Here is a 9,530-nt window from a genome sequence, read left to right on the forward strand (position 1 = left end):
GATGGCGCCATCAACAGCACCAGCAGCGATGCCATCAACGGCAGTCAGCTGCAGGCGGCGGGCGACAGCCTGGCCAGCAATGTGCTGGGCGGCAATGCCGACTACACCGGCAACGACTTCAGCATGAGTGATGTGGGCGGTACCGGTGAGAGCACCATCGATGACGCCATCCGCTCGGCCAATACCGCGGCCAATGCGGGTTGGAACGTGGCCGATGCGAATGGCAACAGCCACAATATCGGCCCGAACGGCAAGGTGACCTTCGAGGGTGACAGCAACGTTACTGTGACCGAGTCCGGCGTCGACGATGATGCCAAGGTTCAGGTGGCGCTGAACGACGACATTACCGTCGATAGCGTGACCACCGGTGACAGCACGCTCGACACCGACGGGCTGACTGTCGACGATGGTGCCGGCAATGTCACCGCGGTGACCGCAAGCGGTACCAGCGTCACCGATGGCACCAACAGCACCGAGTACGGCGCCGATGGCATGACCATTGCGGGTGGGCCGAGTGTGACCACCAGTGGCATCAATGCCGGTAATCAGGTGGTCTCCAATGTCGCCAATGGCGTGGCCGACACCGACGCGGTCAACGTCAGCCAGCTGACCGGCCTGGCGGATACCCCGCTGACCTTCGCCGGCGACAGTGGCACCAACGTCGATCGCAAGCTTGGGGAAACGCTGAACCTGATGGGTGGCGAGACCGACGCGACCGCCCTGGTCGACGGCAACATCGGTGTGGTCGCCGATGGCAGCGACACCCTGTCGATCCAGCTGGCCGAGAACATCGACCTGGGCGAGACCGGCAGCGTCACCACCGGCGATAGCGTGCTCGACACCGATGGCCTGGTGGTGAACGACAACACCGCCAATCCGACGGCCACTACCACCGTGGAAGCGGGCACGATCACGCTGGCGGCGAACCCGATCACGGGGCCGGCTAACCAGATCGTGATCGACGCCAACAGCGGCACCATCGGTGGGTTGACCAACACGACCTTCGATCCGAACAGCTTCACCAGCGGACAGGCCGCCACGGAGGACCAGCTCGGTCAGGTCTACACCGTGGCCAACGCTGGCTGGCACGTCTCGGTGGATGGCGAGGGGGTCATGGCCGACGGCAGCAACAACGTCGGTCCCGATGGCGTGGTGGACTTCACCAGCGACGACAACATCGTCATCGACCGCACTGGCACCGACCTGGCATTCGGCCTGGCCGACAGCATCACCCTGGGGGATGGCGATAGCGCGATCACCGTGGATGGTGAGAATGGTCTGGTCAGCGTCGGCGATACCATCGTGAATGGCGCCGGCGTGACGGTGGGCGACGACGTAAGCCTGGACAATGGCGGCCTGACGATCGACGGTGGTCCGAGCGTGACCGTGGGCGGCATCGATGCGGGCGGTCAGGTGGTGACCAACGTCGCTGCGGGCGAGGTCAGTTCGACCAGCACCGATGCCATCAACGGTAGCCAGCTGTATGAGGTACAGCAGGTCGCCAACGCCGGCTGGAACCTGAGTGGTTCCGGTGCGGATGCGGTGAACATCGGACCCAACGGCGCGGTGGACTTCCGGGGTGATTCGAACATCACGGTGTCCCAGGCCGGGGTGGATCAGGATGGCGTGATCGAAGTGGCGCTCAACGATGCCATTACCCTGGGAGCGGGCGATACCGCGGTCACCGTGGATGGTGAAAACGGCCTGGTGAGCGTCGGGGATACCATCATGGATGGCGACGGCGTGAGCATCGGCGACAGCGTGAGCCTGGACGGCAGCGGCCTGGTGATCGCAGGGGGGCCGAGCGTGACCATCGGCGGCATCGATGCCGGTGGCCTGCAGGTCACCAATGTTGCCAGTGGCCTGGGTGGCCAGACGCTGGACCAGATCAGCGGTGGTGACCTGATGAATGCCGTCAACGTGGGCGATCTCCAGCAGGTCGCCGGCGAGATTGGCCAGGATGTTGCCGCGGCCAAGACCGAGGTCGAGGCGGGAAGCAATATCACTGTCAGCCAGACCACCGGCGACGATGGGCAAACCATCTACACCGTGGAGACCGAGCGTGATGTGGACTTCGACAGCATCAACGTCGGCTCGGTCAACATCGACAAGGACAACGTCGATGAGAATGGCAACACCATCATCGCCGGGGTGGGGCGTGGAGAAATCAGCGCCGATAGCACCGATGCGGTCAACGGTAGCCAGCTGCATGAAGTGCAGGAGGAGCTTGGCGATATCAACGGCGCGCTCGATGGCGGCATGAACTTCGCTGCCGATGAGGGCGACGATGTGAACCGCACGCTGGGCGATACCGTGGCGATCACCGGCGACGACAACATCACCACGCAGACGACAGGGGACGGGGTTCAGGTGACGCTGAACAACGAGCTCAACGTCGACAGTGTGACGACCGGAAAGACCACGGTCAGTGATGCCGGCGTGACGATCGCAGGCGGCCCCAGCATGACCGCCGATGGTATCGACGGTGGTGGCAAGCGGATTACCAATGTGGCCGCGGGTGTCGATGCAACCGATGCGGTGAACGTCGGGCAGATGCAGGAGCTCAATCAGCGCTTCGCTCAAGAGATCCACAATGTCCATGGCCGTATCAGCGACGTGGAAAGGAATGCCAATGCCGGTACGGCCAGTGCCCTGGCGGCCTCGACCGTGCCCCAGGCCTGGCTGCCGGGCAAGAGCATGGTCGGCGTAGGTGCCGGTACCTACGAGGGAGAGTCCGCCATCTCCGTGGGGATTTCGCGCCTTTCGGACAATGGTCGCTGGGTTATTCAGGGCAAGGTGACCGGTGATTCTCAAAGCAACTTCGGCGCTGGCATCGGTGCTGGCTGGCACTGGTAAGGAGACGAACGTGAAAGTATGGAGCTCAGACGCAATGCGCAAGGCGGCCCTCGGGGCCGCCGGTATCGCCGGTGTCGTGCTGGTGGCGGGGTGCGCCGCGCCGCCGAATAACGACCGCGCAGAGATTCGCGAGGCGGGAGATGGATTTCCTGCGCTGGATGACAACTGGTATGACGGTGGCCGTTTCGTCGATCCTCGGAACATCCTGCGCATCAAGGAAGGCCAGTCCAAGGACCAGGTGCGCCAGCTGATCGGCAACCCTCACTACAGTGAAGGGTTCTTCGGCGTGCGCGAGTGGAACTACGTCTTCAACCTCTATACGGGGGAAGAGGGCGGGGACTACATCACCTGCCAGTACCAGGTCGAATTCGATGACGAGATGGCGCTGGAAAGTAGCCGCTGGCGTGAGGCGCAGTGCCCGGCACTGCTGGCTCCGGTCGAGCGCAAGGAGGACCAGACGCTGGTGCTTTCCGGCGACGTGCTGTTCGACTTCGACAGCGACCGGCTGACGCTGGAAGGTCGCCGTGCCCTGGAGCGGGTGGCGCAGTCGGCGCTCAGCGAGTTCGAGGCTCCCGGCATGTTGATCACGGGCTACACGGACCGCTTCGGTAGCGCGACCTACAACCAGGCGCTTTCGCAATCACGGGCCGATACCGTGGCTGACTATCTCTCCACTCAGGGGATCAGTCGTGGCGATATCCGCACCGCCGGACGCGGGGAGGCCGATCCGGTGGTGACATGCCCGGGAAGCGTGGCTACGCAGAGCGTGACGGAGTGCCTGCGCCCCAATAGGCGCGTGGAGATCACGATCAGCGAGTCGGTGGACGGGTAAAGCCAGCCACCGGTAACGATGATAGAGAATCACCAGGATGGAACGATGAGCAAACGACGTGGCCGTCAACAGGACAGCAAGAACATCGAGACTCAGGGCGAAACCGAAGCCGTGAATATGAATGCGCAAGAGCGAGGAGATAAACCCTCGGTAACCATCGATGGAGCCACCTATACGTTGGAGAGCCTGGGGGAGCAGGGGCGTGAACAGCTGCAGAATCTTCGGGTAACCGACCAGGAGATGCGTCGGTTGCAGGACCAACTGGCGATCATGCAGACGGCACGCAACACCTATGCCCGGATACTGGGTGATGTGGTCAAGAATGTGGCACCACAGGCATGACCTTGTAGCGATGACGTTTCATGTAACTTGAGCTGTCACGTTTTGCCTTATCTTCTGACGTACCCGGCATGTCTGACATGCCGGGTTTCCCTTGGTGTTGTTAATCCATGGTTGTTGATTCATGAGAGCAAAGATTTGGCTGGGAGTTGTACTACTGAGCGGTAGCACGCTGGTATATGCCGACTACGATGCTGGCCTGGCCGAGTTTCGGCAGAGAAATTTCGCCTCGGCGGTGCATGAGTGGAGAGAAGCCGCAGAGCAGGGCGAGGGACGATCACAGTTTGCGCTGGGTCAGATGTTCGAGAATGGTGCTGGGGTTAAGAAAAGTCTAGACGAGGCCTATAAGTGGTATCGGATTTCCGCTGATAATGATGTGCTAGACGCTCAAGTAAGACTTGCGGAGTTGTATCTGAGTGAGCGAGTTGATGGGCGGGGGCCGGCGGATGCCGTGGAGTGGCTGGAGCGTGCAGCACAGTCCGGGCACGGCGGAGCTCAGTTCCAGTTGGGGTTGATGTATCTGGAAGGGTTTGGTGTCGAGGAGGATGCGGTCGCGGCTGCACGTTGGTTCGAGCAGGCGGCTGATCAAGATCATGTTCAGGCTAAGAACAACTTGGGCAGCTTGTACGAGAATGGTCTTGGTGTGGAGCAGGACTATTCTCGCGCCTTCGAGCTCTTCAGTCAGGCCGCCAGGCAAGGAGACGCCATGGCGCAGAATAACCTAGGGGCGATGTATGCCCGCGGCCGCGGCGTAGAGCGGAACCATGCCTGGGCAGTATTCTGGTTTGCTATGGCGTCGCGTAGTGGAAACGATGTATCTAAGGGTAACATTGCATCTAGCCTTCCTCATCTTGAAAAAAGGCAGATTGCAGGTTCTCGTGTCAATATCCGTTCAGGCGCCGGAACCCAGAACTCAAGAATAACACAATTGAAACTTGGTAAGGAAGTTTATGTTTTGGGAGGTGGGGAAGGCTGGAGTCAAGTGTATTTTGACGAAGATGGTGAGCCAGTTTTAGGCTGGGTCGCAACGAAGCTTATTGAATAAAGTTGTCGGAAATGTAGCCTTTAATATTTTTGGGTTTTGCATGGGGTGATGTGATCTAATTGATATTGTAGTCTATGTGATAGTTTTGCTAGGTGTTTAGTTACGGACCTGAGGTGGCCTGGCTGGATACAGCCTGCTGTGAGGTCGGTCTACTTCTGACTCTTGTTGGCCTCCAGAATTTCCAGTGCCTCCCTTCAGTGTTCGAAAGGCGCTTGCTTGTCGCTCCTTGTCATGCCGGTTTTCTTCCTGGCTACAGCGTGTGGCATAGATTTCAGGTGATCGCTGTTGTTGAGGGTGGGGTGGCTGATCTATGAACTGGTCTAATTGGAGCGGACACCCCGGTAAGCCTCATACTGTGGTGGGTCAGCCACGACGACCATGGCGCCTTCGCCGCCCGCGGTGTGCACGGCCAGACGATCTGGATCGATCCCACCGCCGAGATGGTCATTGTGCGTCTGGCCCCCCACCCAGTAGCTGCCAACGCCGCCAATGACCCCACCTCGCTGCCGGCCTATCGGGCCCTGGCCGACTACCTGATGGATCAGGAGCAGTGACCTTCGGGTAGATAGCGTCTCGCTAAGCCTGCGCGGCGGGCGATATGGCGATCCCCCTGCGCACCCCGGAGATTCTGAGCCAGCAGGGCCTCGAGCCCTGGCTCACCTCGGTCGCTGTGTCCCATATAACCACACCCCCACGCCTCTCATGGAAGCGCACCTTGGGGGGGGCCACTTCAGAATGCGCTTAGCTTGCTTGATGATACAGGCCATCATGGTGAATCGGCAGGGAGGCCGCAAGGCGCGATGTGGCCATGGACGCTAGCCCGTCTCAGCCATGCCCTTATCATATTCTTGCCATCTTTTGGGATCACGTACGAAATCGGCTCCAGGCACGCTATACCATATTTCAGCCTTTTTTTGTGAAGGCACTCCTGACGGCAGGCTCACGCAAAAAACGGCTTATACCATATTTGGCTCGTTTTTGGGGAATTGGAGATTCCAGCCAGCTTCCCTATTCACCATGATGTTTGTTGTACCGTGGGTATGCCACATCGCAACCAGGAGAAACCGATGAGCACGCTCAGCTACCACCACTACTCCCCTTTCACAAGGAGGTACCTCAACGCTGTAAAGAAACAGCTGGGCCTACCCAAAAATGCGCCGTTGGACTACGAGGTCATGAGGCACGTCCTTGAGGATCCGGCTATTCTTTCCTCTATCAATGCCGATATCTTCATGCTTGAGCAATTTCATGCAAAGGCCGGCCATGTGATCATCCCGTCTGCTGCCATCTCCGATAAGGTAAGCAAAGATCAGTTTACGTCAGCAAATCCTCCGTCATGGCAGTGGCCGGCCAAGGTTACTACGGTTTCTGTTCCTCATGGCCAAACTTTTGGCAGCCATAAAGTTGATGGAATATTGGTAGGTTGGATGAAATCATCAGAAATTTCCCGGCAAATGAACAAAATGCTCCGCCACTACAATATTGATGAATGGTACGAGCCCGTAGAGAAAGAAGGGCACAGGCTCACTATAGCAATCAACAGCCCGATAGATGAAGATCCCATTAATCACCCCTGCATGCTGAGGTCAGCATTCACGACATCGGAAATAGGTGACTTTATAAACAACGATGTCATGCTACCCACAGAGCATGGAGCGGATCCACTCATAGCAGAAGAATATGAGATCCTCCGCGAAGTATCAAATTATATAGTTTCTTTGGGTAGCTATATCACGTCACGCCCTGAGATGGTAAAAGCTGGAAAGCCTACGTGGCTTAAAAACTCCATCCGAAACCAACGGGGGGTGAAGATTCTCGCTATTGAGGGCTAAGTCTCGGGTTTACCCCCCGATGCCTGTCAAGCTTGTTGGAAGTGTGCCCTGAAGGCTGAGCATGAGTAACGTGCCAGTCATGCTGTATCTGTGATGAGGGCGGGCCCCTCGGATACGCCGATCAGGCGGTGTGTCCAAACCACCCTGAGCTGCTGGCGTCAAGAGCGTCGGTGGTGAGCGTCAGTGGAAAAGGCAAGGCGAGACCTTGTCAGGTGTGAATAGCGGAGACGAACGAAAGTGAACCACCGACGAAGTGTCGATAATTGCAACCGATATCAAAACTGGGGTCTTTCCAATGCCCCAGGACAAGTCAGGCGGCAACCTGAACGTGGGCCTGGCGGTATCCGGCATAGAGGTGGCGTGACCGTTATTCAGGCGCAGATACGGAACAGGGGAACCTGTCACGTCGATGCCAAGGGAGCGATTCAATCAGAAACCCTAAGAGAATCTGAGTACCAATGCGACGTACAGGGGCGGAGTCGTGCGTAGTAGCGATGAAAAGGCTGTAATGGCCTTGGAGCGAAGGCACGGCCCTATCCAGCCTGAGCAAGGAGGCAACTGTCATGAGGCAGGATGACCTTCGTGTGATGGCAAAACCCTTCGAGATACCCAAGCGGACGCTCTGGGAGGCCTGGAAACGCGTGGCGGCCAACAAAGGTGCGCCGGGCGTCGACAAGGAGAGCATCCCAGCCTTTCAGGATAAGCTTGGTCCCAATCTGTACAAGTTGTGGAACCGCATGAGTTCGGGCAGCTATCATCCTGCACCTGTTCGCCAAGTTCTGATACCGAAAGGTGATGGGCAGTTCAGGCCGCTGGGGATTCCTACGGTCGGCGACAGGGTTGCGCAGATGGCAGTAAAGATGATCCTGGAGCCCAGGCTCGAAAGACTCTTCCACACGTCGTCATTCGGCTATCGCCCAGGGCGTGGTGCACACCAGGCGGTGATGCAAGCACGTCGAAACTGCTGGCGATATGACTGGGTGGTAGATCTGGATATGAAGGCATTCTTCGATACCATCGACCATGATCTACTGATGAAAGCGGTGGAGAAGCATGTGCCTGAGCCCTGGATTCGCCTTTATATTCGCAGATGGCTAAAAGCCCCCGTGATGCAGGAAGATGGGTCGAAAGTAGAGAGGGATAGAGGCACGCCGCAAGGCGGTGTCATTTCACCAATATTGGCGAACCTTTTCCTGCATTATGCCTTTGATGCCTGGATGGCACGCACGTTTCCTCATCTTCCCTTTGAAAGGTACGCCGATGATGTGGTCTGCCACTGTCGGACAAAGGAGGAAGCAGAGGCGCTGCTGACCGCCTTGCATTACAGAATGAGCGAATGCCGGCTGGAATTGCATCCTGAGAAGACTAAAGTGGTGTACTGCAAGGACGGCCGCCGAAAGGGTGGTCACCCGCATACTCGCTTTGATTTTCTGGGGTTCAGCTTTCACGCTAGAACCGTGCAGGACAAGCAGGGAAATCTATTTACTGGGTTCAACCCCGGGGTGAGCCGCAAGGCACTTAAGCGGATACATAAAACGCTCCGACGTATGAATATCAATCGAGCGACATGGGCAGACCTTCGTCAACTGGCGGATTGGCTCAACCCCATGGTGCGAGGTTGGGTGACATATTATGGAAAGTTCTATCCGCAGCCTCTGGAACGAGCGCTGGTGAAGATCGACCTCCGTCTGGGCCGTTGGGCACGCAACAAGTACAAGCGTTTGAGAGGGCATAAGCGCCGGTCATGGACTTGGGTAAAGAAGGTCCGTGAAGCGCAGCCAACTCTCTTTGCGCACTGGGAGTTCGTCTACTCGAAGAAGGTTGGATAGGAGGAGCCGTATGAATCGAGAGGTTCACGTACGGTTCTGTGAGAGCCTGAGGGGGCGGTTCCCTCGGGCTACTCGACCCTGGAATCAGGCGGCTTCTAATCGCTGATCACGTTGAACCAGCGGGTCTTCCCGGTCCGGGTTCAGCCAGACCGTCCGGCGCGGTGTCCAGTTGCGGGTGGCACCGCTCCACCGACCGGGATGTTGCTGTTTCGCATCGGCATAGATGGCATCTCGCTTGGCCAGCACTTCGTCATCCTGGCCGGCATGCCGCTCACCCGGGGTAACGAACCGAATGGCGCTGTGGCGATGTTCGTGGTTGTACCAATGTACGAAGCGAGTCACCCACTGCTGCGCCGCTGTCAGGTTCTCATAGCCGTCCACCGGGTAGTCGGGCCGGTACTTGCAGGTCCGGAACAGCGACTCCGAAAAGGCGTTGTCATTGGAGACTCGGGGGCGGCTGTACGACGGGGTGATGTTCAGCCGCTGCAGCGTCGCCTGGAGCGTCGAGCCCTTCATGGCGGAGCCGTTGTCGGCATGCAACACCAGTGGCTGATTGATGCAGCCCTCGCGCAACACAGCGCGCTGGATGACCTCGCTACTGTTGGCCATGGACTCTTGGTCAAAGACCTCGGCATCGACGATCTTGCGGCTGTAGATGTCGACGATCATGTAGAGGTAGTAGAACTGCCCACGCACCGGGGTCGGCAGTGGAGTAAGAAGCAGGGCGTAGTCGAGCTATTTCCCTGCTTCTCCTCCCCGAACCGTACGTGCACCTTTCAGCGCATACGGCTCTCCAT

6 protein-coding genes and 1 pseudogene are annotated in these 9,530 nt (G+C 58.3%); 6 read left to right on the forward strand and 1 reads right to left on the reverse strand.

What is annotated here, in order from left to right:
• The 6 genes from Q673_RS31720 to ltrA all read left to right on the forward strand — a co-directional run.
• Nucleotides 1–2,856 (forward strand): YadA family autotransporter adhesin (locus tag Q673_RS31720; RefSeq protein ID WP_023006783.1); only part of this gene is annotated, 2,856 nt, incomplete at its 5' end.
• Nucleotides 2,857–2,866: 10 nt separating this feature from the next.
• Nucleotides 2,867–3,688, forward strand: a complete 822-nt coding sequence (locus tag Q673_RS31725) for an OmpA family protein (RefSeq protein ID WP_152527131.1) — start codon at nucleotides 2,867–2,869, stop codon at nucleotides 3,686–3,688.
• 45 nt (nucleotides 3,689–3,733) lie between these two features.
• Nucleotides 3,734–4,030: a DUF6447 family protein gene (locus Q673_RS0118610; RefSeq protein ID WP_023006785.1), complete on the forward strand. Its 297-nt coding sequence runs from the start codon at nucleotides 3,734–3,736 to the stop codon at nucleotides 4,028–4,030.
• A gap of 121 nt (nucleotides 4,031–4,151) precedes the next feature.
• Complete coding sequence (locus tag Q673_RS36105; protein WP_081712059.1) at nucleotides 4,152–5,072, forward strand: SH3 domain-containing protein; 921 nt, start codon at nucleotides 4,152–4,154, stop codon at nucleotides 5,070–5,072.
• A gap of 1,067 nt (nucleotides 5,073–6,139) precedes the next feature.
• Nucleotides 6,140–6,904, forward strand: coding sequence for a hypothetical protein (locus tag Q673_RS36595; protein WP_152527132.1), 765 nt, complete (start codon nucleotides 6,140–6,142; stop codon nucleotides 6,902–6,904).
• A 563-nt stretch (nucleotides 6,905–7,467) separates the two neighbouring features.
• Nucleotides 7,468–8,733, forward strand: coding sequence for a group II intron reverse transcriptase/maturase (ltrA, locus tag Q673_RS36115; RefSeq protein WP_235048528.1), 1,266 nt, complete (start codon nucleotides 7,468–7,470; stop codon nucleotides 8,731–8,733).
• Nucleotides 8,734–8,817: 84 nt separating this feature from the next.
• Here ltrA and Q673_RS31735 read toward each other — a convergent pair.
• Nucleotides 8,818–9,450, reverse strand: a pseudogene (locus Q673_RS31735) (transposase); the annotation flags it as partial.
• Nucleotides 9,451–9,530: the final 80 nt, after the last annotated feature.

Source organism: Halomonas sp. PBN3 (assembly GCF_000475415.1).
Lineage (GTDB): Bacteria > Pseudomonadota > Gammaproteobacteria > Pseudomonadales > Halomonadaceae > Halomonas > Halomonas shengliensis.

Coding starts and splice junctions, on each gene's coding strand:
- Q673_RS0118610 (WP_023006785.1), top strand. CDS start 3,734: ATGAGCAAACGACGTGGCCGTCAACAGGACAGCAAGAACATCGAGACT.
- ltrA (WP_235048528.1), top strand. CDS start 7,468: ATGAGGCAGGATGACCTTCGTGTGATGGCAAAACCCTTCGAGATACCC.
- Q673_RS36595 (WP_152527132.1), top strand. CDS start 6,140: ATGAGCACGCTCAGCTACCACCACTACTCCCCTTTCACAAGGAGGTAC.
- Q673_RS36105 (WP_081712059.1), top strand. CDS start 4,152: ATGAGAGCAAAGATTTGGCTGGGAGTTGTACTACTGAGCGGTAGCACG.